Here is a 16,871-nt window from a genome sequence, read left to right on the forward strand (position 1 = left end):
ACCGAACATGTGCGGACCGCACAGGAAAGGGCCGCGGACCCACAGGAAAGGGCCTCGGACCGCACAGGAAGGGCCGCGGACGGTGCGCGGGCGGGCGCCCGGTGGGTGACGGCGTCCCGGGGCGGGCGGGGGGACATCCGCCCCGGGACACCGCCGGTCAGCCGGCGACCTCCTCGTCCTTCGCGAGCGCGGTGGTGCGCTCGGTCACCGTGGTGCGCAGGGCATCCACCGCCGTGGTGACGTCCTGGGACGGGATCCCGGCGCGGACGGCCTGCTCCGAGATGTTCTTCAGGGCCTCGGTCGCCCTGCCCGAGGCGTAGAACGTCTCGTACAGGTCCCGGTAGGCCGTCTTGTACACCTCGTCGAAGGCGTCGAGCTCCAGGAACCGGTCCTTGAGCGCGTGCCCCGTCATCCCACCGGGGCCGCCGCCCCGGCCCTCGCCGCCGTCCGCCCCGCCCGGCATGCCTTCGGGCATGCCCTCCGGCGCGCCTTCCGGCATGCCCTCGGGGGCTCCCTCCGGCATGCCTTCGGGCATCTCTCCTGGCCGGCCGCCACCCGGGCCGCCGCCCATGCCCGTCTCGTCGTCGGGACCGGCGGTCGCGTCCCCGCTGAAGGTGAGGTTGTAGTCCCACCCCAGGACCGAGAACTTCTTCGTGTCCAGGTCGTACCCGAGCAGGTAGTTCTTGCCCGGCCCCGCCATGTCGTCGAAGTTCATCAGCAGGTTCTGGGCGGCGACGTAGGTGGCGAACGACTCCACGTCGAGGTGCGTGCCGAGGTCTTCGGCGAACTCCTCGTCCGACGCCTCCTCCACCCACTTGATCAGCTTCATCACCGGTTCGAGGTCCTGGCTGCCGACCTTGTTCAGCTGGCGGAAGGAGGCCTTGTAGTCGGAGGGGTCGTCTCCCTGGTAGGCGAAGCTGCCGCCGGCCCTCGCCTTGTACACCACCGACTCGCCCCCGACGGCCTCGGCGTACTCGGTGTCGGGGTTCTCGACCATCAGCCGGGCGGCGGCCGGCCGGTCGTTGATCTTCAGGGTCGAGAAGCCGTACCGCTCGGCGGGCTCGCCGCTCTCCTTCATCAGTGACAGCGCCAGCGCCTCGTTGAACGGCACCTCGGCGTTGCTGCCCGGACGGAGCGAGATCTCCCGCTCGCCCTGGTAGGCCCGGCCTTCGACGTACTCGTCGATCTTGATGAGCCAGGGCAGCTCCTCGGGCTTGTCGGCGGAGAGGTCGTACTGGGTCATGCCCCCGCCCCGGCCGCCGCCCGCCGCCCCACCGGGGCCCTGCCCGGCGGCCGCGCCGCCGGTGTCGCCGGTGTCGGTTGTGCCGCCCGTGCCGGTCGTACCCGTACCGCCCGGGCCGCCCGAGTCACTCGCGCCGCCGGTCGGGCCGGGGCCGTCCGGGGCCGTGCCGCCCGTGCCGCCCGCGTCCGCACCCTGGCCGCCGTCCGGAGGGCCGCCCGCGCCCTGTGGCATCCGCGGGCCGCCCCCGCCCTGTCCGGTGTCCCCGGTGTCCCCGGCCTCTCCGGGGCCGCGGCCTCCACCGCCCGGCATCCCGCCCGTGCCCCGCAGGGACATCAGGGTGGAGTTGCCCTTGAGCCGGATTCCGACGTCCCTGAGGAAGACACCGTCGATGGTGAGGTCGGCCTGGATCGACTCCTTGGTCCCGTCGTCCTCGAACTCCTTCATCATCTTGTCGAAGTCCGTCTGGTCGTACTCCAGTCGGATCGAGTGCCGTACCGACGTGTCGTACAGGCCGACCGTGCCCGCGACGTCCTCCGTGATGGTGTCGGCCTCCACCCGGGAGGCCGAGGTGACGTACGGGGAGACACGGGCGTCGCCGAACGCGTACACCATCACCGCGAGTCCCGCGCACAGCGCGCCGGCCGGCTTCCAGTGGTGCCGCAGCCGTACGGGCACCCGGTCGCGCAACCGGCGCCCGCGGGCCGTCTTGTCGCCCGGCATCACAGGTCGGTCGTGTCGTAACCGGTGAGCACGGTCACCCGCTGTCCGGAGGTACGTTCCTGGAGGGCGGTGACGAGGTCGCCCGGCTCGGTGCCCTTCTTCATCCGGACCGTGTAGAACACCTCGTTCAGCGCCCCGCCGCGGATCGTCTCCGTACTCACCAGCTCGAACTCGGTGGTGTACGCGATCAGGACGTCACGGATCGCCGGGGTGTAGTCCTCGCCCGCCGGGACCTGGACCTTGACCACCTGGCGCTGGACGTTCAGGGCGAACCAGTCGAACTTGTGCATGACGACGATCACGACACAGATGACGACGGCGCCGACCGCCGCCAGCGTGTAGAAGCGGGCACCGCAGGCCATACCGATCGCCATGGCCAGGAAGATGAAGCCGACGTCCCGGGTCTCCTTGACCGCGTTACGGAACCGGACCACCGACAACGCGCCCACCAGCGAGAACGCCCGAGCGAGGTTGGACCCGACCACCAGCATGATCAGGGCGACGATCATGCCCACGATGACCAGGGTCTGGACGTAGGACTGGCTGTAGGACACGTTGCGGTGCGTGTACCGGTACACGTAACCGATCACCGTGCTCAGGACGAACGACAGCGCCATGGCCACGACGACGTCGGTGACGCTGAACGTCCCGCTGAGTTCCTGCAGATCGAAGTTCACTGTGCTCCTGCCTTCACCGGCGCCTCGTGCGCCGGCGGCTGAGTGTCGAGGGGGGTGGGGGGAGGCGGGCAGTCCGCCTCGTCGACGTGGAAGACGGACCGGGGTGCCAGCCCGAACGCCTCGATGGACTGCACGTACTTGGAGACGCGGACGAGGTCGAGATTCCGGCGTGCGGCCAGGTCCGTGATCCAGTACGGCGTGCGTTCGTTGACCTTGACCTCCATCACCGCCATGTGGGGCGGGATGGTGAACCGGTTCTCGGGGGTGGCCAGAGCGAAGTCGAAGTCGCGGTCACGGCCCCGGATCCGCCGGTCGAAGGTCACCCGGAGCCCGGTGTCCGAACCACGGCCGACCAGCGCCTCACGCTGGTAGCCGGTGATGGCGGTCGGACGCAGGTTCAGCCGGACGACGAGGTCGAGCACCTCGTGGACGAAGCCGCGTTCCCTCGGGGAGTGCTCCACCATCTCCCGTGCGTCGCAGAGTTGACGGGCGGTGCCGTAGGGGAGGGTGATACGGCGTTTCTGGGTGACCCGGTTGACGCGCTGCTTGATCTCGACGCAGACGGGCGACTCGTCGGAGACGCCGTCCAGAGCGCCGTAGTGCCGGATGCGCAGCTTGCGCCGGAACTTCAGGCCCTCGATCTTCTCCCAGTAGAACCGCAGCTGCGGCGAGTCGTAGTACAGGCTCCACACGCCGTACCCGCCGGCCGGGCTGTTCAGGTCGCGGTCCATCCGCTCCGAGAGCTCGTCGCGGATCTCGGCGGCCTGCTCGACCGGCACCAGGTACTTGAGCTCGAACCGGTTGAACGCGTGCAGCCTGCTCGCCACATGCTGCGTTTCGGCGTCCTCGGGGGTACCCGGGGCGGGTTCCCTGGACGGGGCCATGTCGGGTCGCGACACCACGCGCCTCCTTCGTCGTCCGTGCCGGACCGGCCGGCCCGGGACACGCAACCAACGGCGCATGAGGAAGCGATGAGAAACCCGGGTGTATTGCGGGAGGATCCGGGATGGCCGAAAGATGAACGGCGGGTGGCGTGCCCCCGGGCTTCCGGCGTGCCCCCGGCTTCCGGCGTGCCGTCGGCGACGGGACCGTCACCTTCCCCGGGTGCGGTCGTTCTCCCTGTGCCGACGGTGGTGACGTCCCGAGGGAGCCCGAAGTGCGAGACGCCGGACGCCCGTCGTACGGACACGTCCCGCATCCCGGTACGCCCGGAGGGACTTCGATGACCCCGACGAGGCGACGGCGCACGGTCCCCCGCGTCCGGGCCACCGCCGTGGTCTGCGCCGGACTGTTCATGCTCGGGATGGACGTCACCATCCTCAACGTGGCCGTCCCCGGCCTCCGCCAGGACCTGCCCGCCACCACCGCCCAGGTGCAGTGGATCGTCGACGGGTACGCCCTGGTCCTCGGCGGCACCGTCCTCTCCGTGGGCGCCTTCACGGACACCTGGGGGCGCAGACGCTCGTTCGTGAGCGGTGTCGTGCTGTGCGGCGCCGCGTCCTGGGCGGGTGCCGTGGCCGGCGAACCGTGGCAGCTGATCGCCGCCCGCTGCGGCATGGGGGCGGGCGCGGCCCTGCTGATGCCGGCCACCCTCGCCGTCATCCACCACGTCTTCCCCGAAGCGGTGCTGCGGGCGCGGGCCATCGCCGTGTGGGCGGCCGTCGGCGGACTCGGGGGGCTCGGCGGGCCGGTCGTCGGCGGCTGGCTGGTCGAGCGGTTCTCCTGGCGGGCCGCGTTCTGGATCAACGTCCCCCTCGCCGCCGTGATCGCCGTGGGGGCGCTCCTCGTGGTGCCCGAGTCCCGCGCGGAACGCCGGACGGGGTTCGACGGCCTGGGAGCCGTGCTGTCGGCCGCCGGTCTGCTGGCTCTGGTGTGGGCGGTGACCGAAGGGCCGCACCGCGGCTGGACCGGTCCCGCCACCCTCACCGGGTTCGCCGCGGCCGCCCTCCTGCTGACCGCGTTCACCTGGTGGCAGGCCCGTACCGCGACGCCCATGCTTCCGCTCACGGTGCTGCGCGCGCCCCAGGTCCATGTGGCCGCCGTGGCCCTCACCCTGATGTCCTTCGCCCTGTTCGGCGCCCTCTTCGTCCTGACCCTCTACCTTCAAGGCGTCCTGGGATACGGGCCGTTGGAGGCAGGGCTGCGCACCATGCCGCTGCCCGCCGCGCTCGCCGCGGGCGCGGCGTGCGCCCTGCCGCTGCTGTCCTCGCGCCGTGCGGCCGCCCGGGGTGCCGCCGGGGTCCTGGGGCGTGTTCCGGAAGTGGCCCCGTCCTCCGGGCGGACGGCGCCACCTTCGGAACACGCCCTGGCCGTCCGGCTGCCCGTCGTCGCGGGCCTCCTCGTCGTCACCCTCGGATTCGCGGTGCTGGCGACCACCGGTGCCACCTCCGGCTACCCCCGCTGCCTGGTCTTCCAGCTCGTGGCCGGTTTCGGCGCCGGGCTCGTCGCCGCCGCGGCCACCGAGTCCGTCATGGGGGCCGTACCGTCCGGCGCGGCGGCCCTCGGTTCCGCGGTCAACGACTCCACCCGCCAGCTCGGCTCCGCGCTCGGGATCGCCGTCCAGGGCTCCCTGTTGACGACCGTCTTCACCGACCGCCTCACCGCCGTACTCGGCCGGGGGAGCCTGCCCGCGCGGCCCGCCGACAGCCTGGGCCTCGACCTGGCGCGCCTGCCGGAACCCCTGCGCTCCTCGGTGGCCTCGGGGGTGCGGGAGGCGTTCGCCGACGCCATGACGGTGACCGCGCTCACGGCGGGGGCGGCCACCGCCGTCGCCGCCGTACTGGCCGCCTGCCGGCTGCGCCCGCCCGCCCCGGCCCCGTCCGGTGAGCTGCCGGCCGCCTCCCGTACCCCCGCCGCCCCGTGACGGGCCGCGCGGCCTCGGAGGCAGGGGCTCGTCCCCCGGGGCCGGACGCACGTGTCCCCGGGGCGGCGACCGCCACCCCGGGGACACGGAACGCGAGGATCAGGCCAGCGACGCGCTGAGCGTGATCGTCGTGCCCGTCAGCGCCTGGCTGACCGGGCAGTTCGCCTTGGCGTCCTCGGCGGCCTTCACGAAGCCCGCCTCGTCCAGACCCGGCACCTCGCCCTCCACCGTGAGGTGGATGCCGGTGATGCCGGTACCGGGCTGGAAGGTGACCTCGGCCTTGGTGTTCAGCCGGGCCGGCGGATTGCCCGCGGAGGCCAGGCCGTTGGAGAGCGCCATCGAGAAGCAGCTGGAGTGCGCCGCCGCGATGAGCTCCTCCGGACTGGTCTTGCCATTCGCCTGCTCCGCGCGGGACGGCCAGGAGACCGGGTACTCCCCGACCCCTGAGGAGTCGAGGGTCACGACACCCTTGCCCTCCAGCAGGTTGCCCTCCCAGACCGTGTGCGCCTGACGCGTGGTAGCCATATGGGTCCCTTCGAACGGTGTACGCGGTTGTGCGGCCGCCGTCCGTGGTGCCGAGGGCGCCACGGACGCGGTACGCACCCTCGAACCTACTGCGCCACCAAGCCCTTCGCGTCACGTGCCAGTGCCGTCAGCCGGGAGATCGCCCGGAAATACTTCTTCCGGTACCCGCCGTTCAGCATCTCGTCGCTGAACAGCCGGTCGAAGGGGAGGCCGGAGGCGAGCACCGGCACCTCGCGGTCGTACAGCCGGTCCGCGAGGACCACGAGCCGCAGCGCCGTGGACTGGTCGGGCACCGGCTCCACGTCCGTGAGGCAGACCGCCGTGATCCCGTCGGTCAGCGCCCCGTACCGGCTCGGGTGGACCCGGGCGAGGTGGCCGAGCAGCGCCGGGAAGTCGTCCAGGGACGCCCCCGGGGTGGCGTACGCGGCCTTCGTCACCTGGTCCGGCGAGTACGGCGGCGGGGCCTCGGGCAGTCCCCGGTGGCGGTAGTCCTCGCCGTCGATCCGCAGCGGCCGGAAGTGCGCGGACAGGCCCTGGATCTCCCGGAGGAAGTCGGCGGCGGCGAACCGGCCCTCGCCGAGCTTGCCGGGAAGTGTGTTCGACGTGGCGGCGAGCGCCACACCCGCCTCGACCAGCCGGCTGAGCAGCGAGGACACCAGCACGGTGTCACCCGGGTCGTCGAGTTCGAACTCGTCGATGCACAGCAGTCGGTGTCCGCCGAGGGTCCGCACGGTCTGCTGGAAGCCGAGCGCCCCCACCAGGTTCGTCAGCTCGACGAACGTGCCGAACGCCTTGAGCGAGGGCGCCGCCGGGGTGGCGTGCCAGAGGGAGGCCAGCAGGTGCGTCTTGCCGACGCCGTACCCGCCGTCGAGATAGACCCCGCGCGGTCCGGTGGGCACCGTGGCCGTCTTCTTCCCGAACCACCTGCGCTTGCCCGTGCCCGTGGCGTGCGCGCCCCCGAGCCTGGCGGCGAACGAGCTGAGCACCTCGACGGCCTCGTGCTGGCTCGGCTGGCCGGGGTCGGGCTCGTACGTCTCGAAGCGCACCGAGTCGAAGCGCGGCGGCGGCACCATCTCCGCGACCAGGCGGTCGGCGGGGACGTGCGGTTCGAGGGCGCACAGGGACTTCGGGGCCGTTTCTGCTATGGGGCTCTGCCCCGGCACGGCGGTGGAGGACGACACAACTCTCCACCTTACGGCCCGTGCCAGACTGCCTCACATGCGACGCCTGCTCCCTGTGACGGACCTGACAACCTCCACACCCGGCCCGGAGGCCGCGGCCGACCGTGAATGGACGCTCGACGAACTGGCCGAGGCCTACGCCTACCCCGGGGACGGGCGCCCCTGGCTCCGCGCCAACATGGTGACCACGCTGGACGGTGCCGCCCAGCACGACGGGCGCTCCCAGGGCATCTCCTGCGCCGCGGACATGCGGATCTTCGGCACTCTGCGCGGTCTGGCCGACGTGGTGCTCGTCGGCGCGGAGACGGCCCGGCGGGAGGGCTACCGGCCGGCCCGCGCCCGTGAGGCGTTCGCGGCGCGGCGGGCGGCCGCCGGGCAGGGGCTCGCTCCCGTGATCGCCGTCGTCAGCGCGGGCCTGGACCTGGACTTCTCGCTGCCGCTGTTCGTCTCGCCGCTGGTCCCGACCCTGGTGCTCACCGGGGCCGGAGCCCCGGCGGACCGTGTCCGGGCCGCCCGGGAGGCGGGCGTCGAGGTGCTGGTCGCCGGGGACGGGGCGGGGATCGAGCCGGCGCGCGCGGTGGCGGAGCTGGTGGCGCGGGGGCACACCCGGATGCTCACCGAGGGCGGTCCGAGGCTGCTCGGGCAGTTCGTGGCGGCCGGGGTGCTGGACGAGCTCTGCCTGACCGTCTCCCCGGTGCTCACCGCCGGCAGCGCGCAGCGTATCGCGACGGGACCCGGGGTGAAGGTGCCGGAACGTTTCTCCCTCACATCTCTGCTGGAGGAGGCAGGATTCCTCTTCAGTCGGTACGGAAAGAACTGACACGTAACGGAATTTCCCGTTCCGGTTAGCTCCGGATGGGCAGACTTGACTCTGCAACCCCGTGCAATTGCGGGGAAGGATGGTTTCAGCAGCAGCGGCCGACCACTCACGGCCGAAGAGATGAAGCGGAAGGCGCCTGTCGTGTTCACAAGCGTTTTGATGATCGAGAAGCCCCTCACCCCCGAGGACGTGGAGTTCGTCACCACGCTCCACGGTGAGGAGCGGATCTCGTTCGTCGTACTGATGCAGCCCCGCGGCGACCAGGCCGACGTCCTGCTGCGCGCGATCGACGACGTGGCGCTCGGCGAGCTGAGGGAAGCCGCCCGGGAGAACGAGGAGCCCGAGGGCCGGGCCGCCCTGGAGCCCGCCGTGGTGGCCCTGGAGTACTCGCTCCGGGAACTGCGCGAGGCCGGGGCCGAGGCCGTCGGACAGGTGGTCGAGGACCACCCCCTGGACGCGCTGAAGACCGTGGTCGAGGACTCCCGGGCCGACGAGGTCATCGTGCTGACCGCACCGCACTACGTCGAGGAGTTCTTCCACCGCGACTGGGCCTCGCGGGCGCGTCACAAGGTGGGTGTACCGGTGCTCAAGCTCTTCGCGCACAACGAATAGGCTGGGACCCCGCGGTCCGGGCCTGCCCCGGCCGCGTTCCGGCACCGCACACCCTCGGAGGATCCACAGATGGCACCCGGTATTCCCGCCGCCCTGGAACGGCCGCACTTCATCGGCATCGGCGGCGCCGGGATGTCGGGCATCGCGAAGATCCTCGCCCAGCGGGGAGCGAAGGTGGCGGGCAGCGACGCCAAGGAGTCCGCCACCGCCGAGGCGCTGCGCGCGCTGGGGGCGACCGTCCACATCGGGCACGCCGCCGGTCATCTGGCGGACGACGCGTCCTGCGTGGTCGTCTCCAGCGCCATCCGCCCGGACAACCCCGAGCTGGTCCGCGCGGCGGAGCTGTCCGTGCCGGTGGTGCACCGCGCCGACGCCCTGGCCTCCCTGATGGACGGCCTGCGCGCGATCGCCGTCGCCGGCACGCACGGCAAGACCACCACCACCTCGATGCTCGCGGTCGCCCTGTCCGGCCTGGGCCTCGACCCGTCGTACGCGATCGGCGGCGACCTGGAGGGCCCCGGCACCAACGCAGCGCACGGCGCGGGCGACCTCTTCGTCGCGGAGGCCGACGAGAGCGACCGGAGCTTCCAGAAGTACGCCCCGCGGGTCGCGATCGTCCTCAACGTCGAGCTGGACCACCACGCGAACTACGCGTCGATGGACGAGATCTACGAGTCCTTCGAGACGTTCACCGGCAGGATCGTGCCCGGCGGCACGCTCGTCGTCTCCGCCGACCAGCCGGGCGCCGTCGAGCTGACCCGCCGGGTCCGCGGGCGGGACGGCCTCCAGGTCGTCACCTACGGCGAGGCCGAGGGCGCCGACGTACGGGTGCACAAGATCACCCCGAGGGGTCTGACCAGCGAGGTCACGGTCGTCCTGGACGGCAGGTACCTCACCTTCACCGTCTCCGTGCCCGGCCGGCACTACGCCCTCAACGCCGTCGCCGCGCTCGCCGCGGGGGTCGCGCTGGGCGTCCCCGCGCACAACCTGGCCTCCGCGCTCGGTACGTACACCGGGGTCAAGCGCCGCCTCCAGCTCAAGGGCGAGGCGGGCGGGGTGCAGGTCATCGACTCCTACGCGCACCACCCCACGGAGATGGCCGCCGACCTGGAGGCCATGCTGGGCGCGGCCACCGGTTCCCGGCTGCTGGTGGTCTTCCAGCCGCACCTGTTCTCCCGCACCCAGGAGCTCGGCGCCGAGATGGGCCAGGCCCTCGCGCTCGCCGACGCCTCCGTGGTGCTGGACATCTACCCGGCCCGCGAGGACCCGGTCCCGGGCGTCACCAGCGAGCTGGTCATCGAGGCCGCGCGGGCCGCCGGTGCCGACGTCACCGCCGTCCACGACAAGACCGCGGTGCCCGCCGCCGTCGCGGGAATGGCGAAGCCCGGCGATCTCGTTCTCACCATGGGAGCGGGCGATGTCACCGACCTCGGCCCGCGGATCCTGGACCACCTGTCGAACTGAGGGAGCCACCGTGGCGTACGACGTCGAGAAGCCGGACGAGCAATGGCGGGCCGAGCTCACCCCCGCCGAGTACGCGGTGCTGCGCAAGGCCGGCACCGAGCCGGCGTTCGTGGGTGAGTACACCGACACCAAGGCGGCGGGTGTCTATTCCTGCCGCGCCTGCGGGGCGGAACTCTTCCGCTCCGGCACCAAGTTCGAGTCGCACTGCGGCTGGCCGTCCTTCTACGACCCGAAGGACAGCGACGCCGTCGAGCTGATCGCGGACACCAGCCACGGCATGGTCCGTACCGAGGTGCGCTGCGCCCGGTGCGGCTCCCACCTCGGTCATGTGTTCGAGGGGGAGGGGTATCCGACCCCGACCGACCAGCGCTACTGCATCAACTCGATCTCGCTCCGGCTGGAGCCCGAAGAGGCCTGACCGCCCGCTCACCGGCCGCGCGGCCCCGGACGCCCCACCGGCGTCCGGGGCCGCGCCGGGTCAGGCGTCCTCGGACTCCGTGGCCGCCGCGGCCCGCAGCAGCGGGTGTGCGACCCCGGGGAACACCGTCGCCCGCACGACCTCCTCGGCCGACCCGCCCTGGACCACGGTCCCGGCGACACCCCAGGGGCGCCCGGCCAGCCGGACCGTCAGCGTGTACGAGGACGGGCAGCCCGCGCACGCGTAGCGGTCCGCCCAGACCTCCACGTCCGTGACGCTGCCCGGGTACCGCTTCACGTGCAGATGCCGTGCGTGGCAGCGGCCACAGGTCTCACCGGGCTCGCAGGTGCTTCCGCACGGGCAGGGGACGTCCGCCGAGTCGGCGGGTGCCCACCGCTGGGTGAGGACGGCGGTGCGCGTCGCGGCCGTGTCCTTCATCGCCTTCAGATGGCGCGCGGCGACGTTGTACGACTCCCCGGTCGCCGCCATCCGGTCCCGGATCACGTCCTTGCGTCCGCGGTTCGTCGTCATCGCACTCCTCCTGGGGTGTCACGCAGCCCACCGGAGGCACACGAGATCGGAACACTCCACCGTACCCGCCGTGCCCCGGGCCGCGCACGCCGCGTTCCCGGCTCACCCCGGCGCACCCGCCCGCTCCCGGCTCACCCCCGGCGCACCCGCCCCGCGATGCGTCTGCCGAGACCGCCCAGTGAGCGGGAGGGGCGGTTCCAGGCCCGGAACGCGTCGAGGGTACGGCTGGTGCCCCCGCTCTCCACCGCCGCCTCGACCGCCGCGACCTCCTGGGGCGGCAGCGCGCGCACCGCGGGCCGCAGGACCTCGTCCAGCAGCGCCGTGCGGGTCCGCGTCCAGCCGGCGCCCGCGTGCGGATGGGACGTCCAGACGGCGAAGCAGTCCGCCGCGTACCCGGGGTCGGTGCGCAGCAGGGCCGACACCTCCTCGCGACGGGCCGCCCGGCCGTAGGCCGCGAACAGGTCCTCGTCGCCGCTGTGCGCACAGGCGAACAGCTCCGCCTCCGGCCGGTCCGGGGTGAGCAGCCGGCGTGCCACCGCGTCGTAGGCGTGGTCCCGCACCGAGGGCTCCACCGGTTCCGCCCGCTCGCGCAGCGCACGGACCCGCTCGGCCCAGCCGGGCTCCGCCGTGCCGGAGCGCACCTCACGGGCGAAGTCCAGCAGGAGCAGACAGGCGCGCACCCGGGCGTCGGTCTCCTGCGGGAAGCCCCGCAGCACGTCGTGGGCGAGCGCGGGCCCGTCCTCGTCGTCCGCCGGGGCGGCCAGCGCGGCGTCCACCAGCCGCCGCCAGGTCCCGGCCGTGCGATGGGCGTCCGAGGTGGTCTCGGCGAGCAGCGCGAGCCCCTCGGAGGCCGTCGGCGTGTCCTCGCCCCACACCAGGCCCACCGCCGTGCGCAGCACCAGCGGCTCGGTGAACGGGGACATCCCGGCGGCCCGCAGCACCGTGTGCAGGACCGCCACCCGGTCCGCGCCCCGCGCCTTCGCCCCGGGCGCCGCCGCGCACATCCGCAGGTGCGGAAGCGCCTGCGTCCCCGTGAACGGCAGGGCGACCCGGGACAGCAGCCGTTCCGCGCCGGCCGGGTCGTCGGGGGTGAGCCGGTCCAGCTCGCCCAGCAGCGCGGTACGCACGTCGAACTGCTCGTCCAGCAGGTCCGGCAGCGCGGGGCACGCCCCGGCCTCCGGGTCGGCCAGGAGCGCGCCCGCCAGACGGCGTACGACCCCGGGGAGCACGTCCGTGCGGTCCAGGCCGAGCAGCCGGGCGATCCGTAGCAGTTGCACGGTCCGCGCGACGCCCCCGGTGGCGCCCGCGGTGAGTTCGGCCAGCAGGTCCTCGCCCAGCTCCGCGACCAGTGTGCCGACCGCGTGCTCCCCGGCGGCCCCGGCGAAGGACGAACGGGCCGGAGGCTCCAGGGTGACGTCGCCGCCGCGTACCGCCTCCGTCACCAGCAGCGCGGCGAGCGGGGCGGTCACCGAGGCGGGGGCACGGCCGTCGAGCGCCGTGAGCAGCCGGAGCGCGGCGGCGCACTCGGCCGACGTACGGTCCTCGCCGGGCACCGTGAGCGCGTCGGTCAACTGCTGGGTCCGCTTCTCGTCCAGGGCGTACGGGCGGACGGCCGCCCAGTCCGCCGCCGCGGCGCGTTCCTCCGAACCGAGCGCGATCCCGGCGCCCAGCGCGGTCACGGCGAGCGGCCCTGCGGCGAACGGCTCGCCCGGCAGCTCCGCCGCGTCCCGGAACAGCTCCGGCGCCCGGTGGCGCCAGACGCGGGCGGCGGTCGCCGCCCAGGGGTCGCCCGCCGGTCCGGCGGGGTGCGGCCCCCCGCCGACGTGCACGCGGAAGCGCGGGTCCCGCACATCGGGGGCGTCCTGGGGCAGCACACCGACGACCCGGTGCGCGGCGGACCCGGGCCGCCGGGTGTACGTGGTGAAGGTCAGCCGTTCGGCGTACTCGCGCGGCAGCACGGCCACGGCGAGCGCGATCCACCGGGCGACGTCCGCGCTGTGCCGCTCCACGAGCACGACCTGCGGCGCCGACGGGTCCTCGCTCGTCCGGCGTATGTCACCGAGGACGGCGGCGAGCCAGGGGCCACGGGACACCGCGAAGTCCCCCAGCCACTCGCGGGAGAATCCGCCCGGAGCGCCGGACAGGGCCAGCGCGGTCAGCGGATCGGGCAGTGTGCGGCCGGGGGGTGCGGAGAGCCACCCCGCCGCGCCCCAGGCGGCGACCGGGAGCAACCGGCCCGGCAGGGCCGCGTCCGCCGGTATGTGCACGGCGTGCGCGTGGAAACCGGCCGCGCCCAGGGCCACCGTACGGCTGAGCAGATGGCTGCCGTCGGACAACGCGCTGAAGCCGAACGCGACGGGCAGGGCGCGGAGTTCGCCGTCGCTGAGGCGCTCTGGGGTGCCGGCGGGCGCCTCGTAGGCGAGCAGCGGCCCGGCCTCCGCGCGCACCGGCCCGGGTATCGCGCTGTCGGCGGCGGCGAACCGGCCGGCTGATCCCCCGTCACCTGCCGTGGGGGCGGTGTAGTGCAACTGCGCGAGGCTCATTGTGTCGGTCCTTTTCCGTGCCACGTCCGTCCGGGCCCACCGCGGTCACAACTCCGCGAGGGGAGCGGTCCGTAGTCGCGTGGGCGACGCTATCAAGGCTCGGGCGGTCGGCCCGCGCCGTCGGGCGGACCGGGCGCGCGACGGGCGCCCGGAGGCCGCGCGTGGGGCACGCCTTCCCGCCACGCCGTGGACGAGGCCTTCGGTGTGCCGTGCCCCCGGGCGGTCGGGCTAGGTTGGCCGGTATGAGCGAGGTGCTGCTGTCCGCGGGGGTGGTGGAGTACGAGGACACCGGTGGCGACGGCCCCGTGCTGGTGCTGTTGCACGGTGTGGCGATGAACGGTTCGCTCTGGCGGCACGTGGTCGCCGGGCTGCGCGCGGACTTCCGGTGCGTCGTGCCCACGCTGCCGCTGGGCGGCCACCGCAGGCCCATGCTTCCGGACGCCGATCTGACGGTCCAGGGGGTGGCCCGGCTGGTCGCGGAGTTCCTGGACGCGCTGGACCTCCGGGACGTCACGCTGGTGACGAACGACTGGGGCGGCGCCCTGTCCCTCGTCGCGGACGGCAGGGACCGCCGGATCGGCAGGCTGGTGATCACGTCCTGCGAGGCGTTCGAGAACGTCCCGCCCGGACTGCCCGGCCGCACTCTGTACGCCGCGGCGAAGCTGCCCTTCGCGCTGTGGGCCGCCCTGACCCTGCTGAAGCTGAGGCCGCTGCGCAGGCTGCCCTTCACCTGGGGGTGGATGAGCAGGCGGCCCGTACCGCACGCGGTGATGGACGCCTGGTTCCGCCCCCTGTGGACCTCCGCCGAGATCCGCCGCGACCTCAGGGCATACGTCCTCGGGGTGCCGCCCGACGACGTACTCCTCGGGTGGGCGGAGGCGTTGCGTACGTTCGACCGGCCCGCGCTCGTCGTCTGGGCGGCCGAGGACAGGGTCATGCCGCCCGCCCACGGGCGCCGGCTGGCCGAACTGCTGCCCCAGGGCGAGCTGGTGGAGATCGTGGACAGCTACACGCTGATTCCCGAGGACCGTCCGGAGCGGCTCTGCGAGGCCGTCAGGGGGTTCGTCCCGCACGGGCGGTGACGGACCCGGGAGGCGGGAACGCGCCCTGGGCTCCTGGGGCTTGAGGCGGTGGTCAGACCGTCCGTACGTCCACCCCGGCGGCGCGCAGCGCCTCGGTCTCCTCGTCCGGGGCCCCTGTGTCGGTCACCACGGTGTGCAGGGCGCTCACCGGTGCCACCAGGGCCAGGGCCGTCCGGGAGAACTTCGCCCCGTCGGCGACGGCGACGACCCGGCGGGCCGACGCGATCGCGGCGCGCTTGACGGCGGCGTCCTCCAGGTCGTACGCGGTCAGGCCGTCCGCCGTGGTCAGACCGCAGCAGCCGATGACCGCCGTGTCGAAGCGCAGGGAGGCCAGGGACGCCTCGGTCAGCGGGCCGGTCAGCGCCAGCTCACCGGGGCGGGGTCGGCCGCCGGGCAGCAGCAGGGTCGTGCCGGTCGTCCCGGTCAGGGCGTTGGCGGCGTGCAGCGACAGCGGCATCACGGTCAGCCGGCGGCCGGCGACCGCGTGGGCCACCTCCAGACAGGTGGTCCCGCTGTCCAGGACGACCGATTCGCCCTCCGCGAGCAGCGAGGCCGCCTCGGCCGCGATGCGCCGCTTGGTCTCCACGCCCTCCCCGGCGCGCAGCGCGAACGGCGGCTCCTCACCGCGCAGCACCAGGCTCCTGGCGCCGCCCCGGAATCGCTCCAGCACGCCCTGGCCCGCCAGCGTCTCCAGATCACGCCGGATCGTCATCTCCGAGGCGCCGGTGAGCCCGGCCAGCTCCGCCACCCCCACCCGGCCGCTCTCCCGTACCGCGTCGGTGATCTGCCTCAGCCGGTCCATGCTCGCCATGCGGCGATTGAACACAGAGCATGTTCGAAACGCAACTTTACGAACATGAACGATGTTCTATAGGTTCTCGGTCATGGAAAAGTCCCTGCGTGCCGCCCGGCTGGCCACCTTCGCGTACTTCGTACTCAACGGCTTCCTGCTGGGGATGTGGATCGTCCACATCCCCACGGTGGAGGAGCACACGGGCATCAGCCACGCGGTCCTGGGGTGGCTCCTGCTGCTGCTGGGCGGCGGGGCGTTCGCGGGGATGCAGCTGGTCGGGCCGCTCGCCGACCGGTTCGGGTCCCGCAAGGTCGTCCCGCTGAGCGCGGCGCTGTGCAGCGCGGCACTCCTGCTGCCGGGGCTGGCCGCCGACGCCTGGACGCTCGGCCCGGCCCTGTTCGTCTTCGGCTTCGGCAACGGCTGCCTGGACGTCAGCATGAACACCCATGCCGTCCAGGTCGAGCGCGGCTACGGACGGCCCATCATGTCCGCCTTCCACGCGCTGTTCTCCATCGGCGGCGTGATCGCCGCGCTGGTGGGCGCCCTGACGCTCAGCCTCGGCTGGAGCGCGGCCACCACCCTGGGCGCCATGGCCGTGCTCGGTCTCGTCGCAGCGGCGCTGGCGTCGCGCGCCCTGCTGCCGCCCGAGAGCGCCCCGTCGAAGGAGACGACCGCGACCGCCACGGAGAACGGGGCCACGGAGACCGGCCCCGGGGAGGCGGCCACCGAGAACGGCACCGCGGGGGCGGCCGCCGGGCGCCGGGCGCCGTCGCGGATCTGGATCCTGGCGGCCCTGGCGTTCATGCTCATGCTCAGCGAGGGCGTGGCCAACGACTGGAGCGTGCTCCACCTGAAGGACGTGCTGGACGCCCCCGAGGCGACCGCGGCCTTCGCCTACGGTGCCTTCGCCACGGCCATGACGGTCGGCCGTCTGCTCACCGACCGGGTGGCCGCGCGGATCGGGACCGTCGCGGTGGTGCGGTACGGCTCGGCGGTGGCCGCGGTCGGTCTGACGGTGGCCACGCTGGCGCCCGCCGTGCCGCTCGCCCTGGTCGGCTGGACCATTTTCGGAATCGGCCTCTCCGGCTGTGTCCCGCAGCTCTTCAGCGCGGCGGGACACGCCGACCCGGGCGCCGCGGGAGCCAATGTGTCCCGGGTGGCGGGTCTCGGGTACCTCGGCATGCTCGCCGGGCCCGCGGTCATCGGCCCGATGACCCATCTGATGCCGCTCAACCTGGCGTTCTTCCTGCCGGTCGCCTTCTGTGCCGTCGCCTGCCTCACCGCGCCGGTCCTGCGGACGGGACAGCCGGAGGGGGCGCCCGGCGTGGGTCCCGCGCCCGCGCGGCAGCAGGTCTGACGGGTCTGCCCGTCCCGTACGGGGCCCGGCCACCGGGCCCCG

15 protein-coding genes are annotated in these 16,871 nt (G+C 73.4%); 7 read left to right on the top strand and 8 right to left on the bottom strand.

Features of this window, described 5'->3' with window-relative positions:
* Nucleotides 1-157: 157 nt before the first annotated feature.
* Genes B9S64_RS27195 through B9S64_RS27205 form a run of 3 tightly spaced genes read right to left on the bottom strand, consistent with a single transcriptional unit; the run spans nucleotide 158 to nucleotide 3,524 of the window.
* Nucleotides 158-1,963 (bottom strand): CotH kinase family protein, encoded by a 1,806-nt coding sequence (locus B9S64_RS27195; RefSeq protein ID WP_109492145.1) that lies wholly within the window; start codon nucleotides 1,961-1,963, stop codon nucleotides 158-160.
* Complete coding sequence (locus tag B9S64_RS27200; RefSeq protein ID WP_103488505.1) at nucleotides 1,963-2,640, bottom strand: DUF4956 domain-containing protein; 678 nt, start codon at nucleotides 2,638-2,640, stop codon at nucleotides 1,963-1,965. The genes B9S64_RS27195 and B9S64_RS27200 overlap by 1 nt, the downstream gene beginning before the upstream one ends.
* Entirely contained in the window at nucleotides 2,637-3,524 is an 888-nt protein-coding gene (locus tag B9S64_RS27205) for a polyphosphate polymerase domain-containing protein (RefSeq protein WP_103488504.1), read from the bottom strand. The genes B9S64_RS27200 and B9S64_RS27205 overlap by 4 nt, the downstream gene beginning before the upstream one ends.
* A 338-nt stretch (nucleotides 3,525-3,862) precedes the next feature.
* Here B9S64_RS27205 and B9S64_RS27210 point away from each other — a divergent pair, with 338 nt between their 5' ends.
* Entirely contained in the window at nucleotides 3,863-5,503 is a 1,641-nt protein-coding gene (locus tag B9S64_RS27210) for an MFS transporter (protein WP_258317585.1), read from the top strand.
* A 99-nt stretch (nucleotides 5,504-5,602) separates the two neighbouring features.
* On the opposite strand, the gene B9S64_RS27215 is transcribed toward B9S64_RS27210, so the two are convergent.
* Both B9S64_RS27215 and zapE read right to left on the bottom strand, forming a co-directional pair.
* A complete protein-coding gene (locus tag B9S64_RS27215; RefSeq protein WP_028442694.1) occupies nucleotides 5,603-6,028 on the bottom strand; it encodes an OsmC family protein in 426 nt (141 codons plus the stop codon).
* An 86-nt stretch (nucleotides 6,029-6,114) separates the two neighbouring features.
* Nucleotides 6,115-7,209, bottom strand: a complete 1,095-nt coding sequence (gene zapE / locus B9S64_RS27220; RefSeq protein WP_103492867.1) for a cell division protein ZapE — start codon at nucleotides 7,207-7,209, stop codon at nucleotides 6,115-6,117.
* A 37-nt stretch (nucleotides 7,210-7,246) separates the two neighbouring features.
* Between zapE and B9S64_RS27225 the strand changes: the two genes are divergently transcribed.
* The 4 genes from B9S64_RS27225 (at nucleotide 7,247) to msrB (ending at nucleotide 10,523) form a co-directional block, all read left to right on the top strand.
* Nucleotides 7,247-8,029 (top strand): pyrimidine reductase family protein, encoded by a 783-nt coding sequence (locus B9S64_RS27225; RefSeq protein ID WP_181012403.1) that lies wholly within the window; start codon nucleotides 7,247-7,249, stop codon nucleotides 8,027-8,029.
* A gap of 159 nt (nucleotides 8,030-8,188) precedes the next feature.
* Nucleotides 8,189-8,641 carry an indole-3-glycerol phosphate synthase gene (locus tag B9S64_RS27230; protein ID WP_181012404.1) on the top strand — a complete coding sequence of 151 codons (453 nt, stop codon included), beginning with the start codon at nucleotides 8,189-8,191 and terminating at the stop codon, nucleotides 8,639-8,641.
* A 69-nt stretch (nucleotides 8,642-8,710) separates the two neighbouring features.
* Nucleotides 8,711-10,105 (top strand): UDP-N-acetylmuramate--L-alanine ligase, encoded by a 1,395-nt coding sequence (murC, locus tag B9S64_RS27235; protein WP_103492868.1) that lies wholly within the window; start codon nucleotides 8,711-8,713, stop codon nucleotides 10,103-10,105.
* A gap of 10 nt (nucleotides 10,106-10,115) precedes the next feature.
* Entirely contained in the window at nucleotides 10,116-10,523 is a 408-nt protein-coding gene (gene msrB / locus B9S64_RS27240; protein ID WP_103492869.1) for a peptide-methionine (R)-S-oxide reductase MsrB, read from the top strand.
* A gap of 60 nt (nucleotides 10,524-10,583) precedes the next feature.
* On the opposite strand, the gene B9S64_RS27245 is transcribed toward msrB, so the two are convergent.
* Together B9S64_RS27245 and B9S64_RS27250 are read right to left on the bottom strand one after the other, a co-directional pair.
* A complete protein-coding gene (locus B9S64_RS27245; RefSeq protein WP_103492870.1) occupies nucleotides 10,584-11,054 on the bottom strand; it encodes a hypothetical protein in 471 nt (156 codons plus the stop codon).
* Nucleotides 11,055-11,185: 131 nt separating this feature from the next.
* Nucleotides 11,186-13,597, bottom strand: coding sequence for a GTPase-associated protein 1-related protein (locus B9S64_RS27250; protein WP_109492146.1), 2,412 nt, complete (start codon nucleotides 13,595-13,597; stop codon nucleotides 11,186-11,188).
* Between the two features lie 242 nt (nucleotides 13,598-13,839).
* On the opposite strand from B9S64_RS27250, the gene B9S64_RS27255 reads away from it, so the two are divergent.
* Entirely contained in the window at nucleotides 13,840-14,679 is an 840-nt protein-coding gene (locus B9S64_RS27255) for an alpha/beta fold hydrolase (protein WP_103488946.1), read from the top strand.
* A 52-nt stretch (nucleotides 14,680-14,731) separates the two neighbouring features.
* Here the strand turns inward: B9S64_RS27255 and B9S64_RS27260 are convergent, their stop codons facing one another.
* Entirely contained in the window at nucleotides 14,732-15,490 is a 759-nt protein-coding gene (locus tag B9S64_RS27260; protein WP_103488945.1) for a DeoR/GlpR family DNA-binding transcription regulator, read from the bottom strand.
* Between the two features lie 73 nt (nucleotides 15,491-15,563).
* Here B9S64_RS27260 and B9S64_RS27265 point away from each other — a divergent pair, with 73 nt between their 5' ends.
* On the top strand, nucleotides 15,564-16,829 hold the full coding sequence (locus tag B9S64_RS27265) for an MFS transporter (protein ID WP_103488944.1): 1,266 nt from the start codon (nucleotides 15,564-15,566) through the stop codon (nucleotides 16,827-16,829).
* Nucleotides 16,830-16,871: the final 42 nt, after the last annotated feature.

This window comes from Streptomyces sp. SM18 (assembly GCF_002910775.2).
Classification (GTDB): domain Bacteria; phylum Actinomycetota; class Actinomycetes; order Streptomycetales; family Streptomycetaceae; genus Streptomyces; species Streptomyces halstedii.

Coding starts and splice junctions, on each gene's coding strand:
- B9S64_RS27195 (WP_109492145.1), bottom strand. CDS start 1,963: ATGCCGGGCGACAAGACGGCCCGCGGGCGCCGGTTGCGCGACCGGGTG.
- B9S64_RS27205 (WP_103488504.1), bottom strand. CDS start 3,524: ATGGCCCCGTCCAGGGAACCCGCCCCGGGTACCCCCGAGGACGCCGAA.
- B9S64_RS27210 (WP_258317585.1), top strand. CDS start 3,863: ATGACCCCGACGAGGCGACGGCGCACGGTCCCCCGCGTCCGGGCCACC.
- B9S64_RS27215 (WP_028442694.1), bottom strand. CDS start 6,028: ATGGCTACCACGCGTCAGGCGCACACGGTCTGGGAGGGCAACCTGCTG.
- B9S64_RS27225 (WP_181012403.1), top strand. CDS start 7,247: ATGCGACGCCTGCTCCCTGTGACGGACCTGACAACCTCCACACCCGGC.
- B9S64_RS27230 (WP_181012404.1), top strand. CDS start 8,189: ATGATCGAGAAGCCCCTCACCCCCGAGGACGTGGAGTTCGTCACCACG.
- murC (WP_103492868.1), top strand. CDS start 8,711: ATGGCACCCGGTATTCCCGCCGCCCTGGAACGGCCGCACTTCATCGGC.
- B9S64_RS27245 (WP_103492870.1), bottom strand. CDS start 11,054: ATGACGACGAACCGCGGACGCAAGGACGTGATCCGGGACCGGATGGCG.
- B9S64_RS27250 (WP_109492146.1), bottom strand. CDS start 13,597: ATGAGCCTCGCGCAGTTGCACTACACCGCCCCCACGGCAGGTGACGGG.
- B9S64_RS27255 (WP_103488946.1), top strand. CDS start 13,840: ATGAGCGAGGTGCTGCTGTCCGCGGGGGTGGTGGAGTACGAGGACACC.
- B9S64_RS27260 (WP_103488945.1), bottom strand. CDS start 15,490: ATGGCGAGCATGGACCGGCTGAGGCAGATCACCGACGCGGTACGGGAG.
- B9S64_RS27265 (WP_103488944.1), top strand. CDS start 15,564: ATGGAAAAGTCCCTGCGTGCCGCCCGGCTGGCCACCTTCGCGTACTTC.